Here is a 277-nt window from a genome sequence, read left to right as displayed (position 1 = left end):
CCGAATGCCAAACATAATTCCTCAACAGACAGACTGTGGGTGCTAAGGTCCATGGTCGAGAGGGAAAGAGCCCAGACCACCAGATAAGGTCCCTAAATTGTGATTAAGTGTGAAAGGATGTGGAAATTCCTAAACAGCCGGGAGGTTGGCTTAGAAGCAGCCATCCTTTAAAGAAAGCGTAACAGCTCACTGGTCTAAATAAGCCGGTCTGCGCCGAAGATGTAACGGGGCTAAAGCCATATACCGAAGCTGTGGATGCCGTAAGGCATGGTAGCGG

The 277-nt window shown here is 49.5% G+C and carries 1 rRNA gene; it reads left to right on the top strand.

What is annotated here, in order from left to right:
* A 23S ribosomal RNA gene (locus V3391_RS17765) occupies positions 1–277 on the top strand; the annotation flags it as partial.

Source organism: Luteimonas flava (genome assembly GCF_036584485.1).
Taxonomy (GTDB): Bacteria; Pseudomonadota; Gammaproteobacteria; order Xanthomonadales; family Xanthomonadaceae; genus Luteimonas; species Luteimonas flava.
This window is presented reverse-complemented; position numbering and strand designations above follow the sequence as displayed.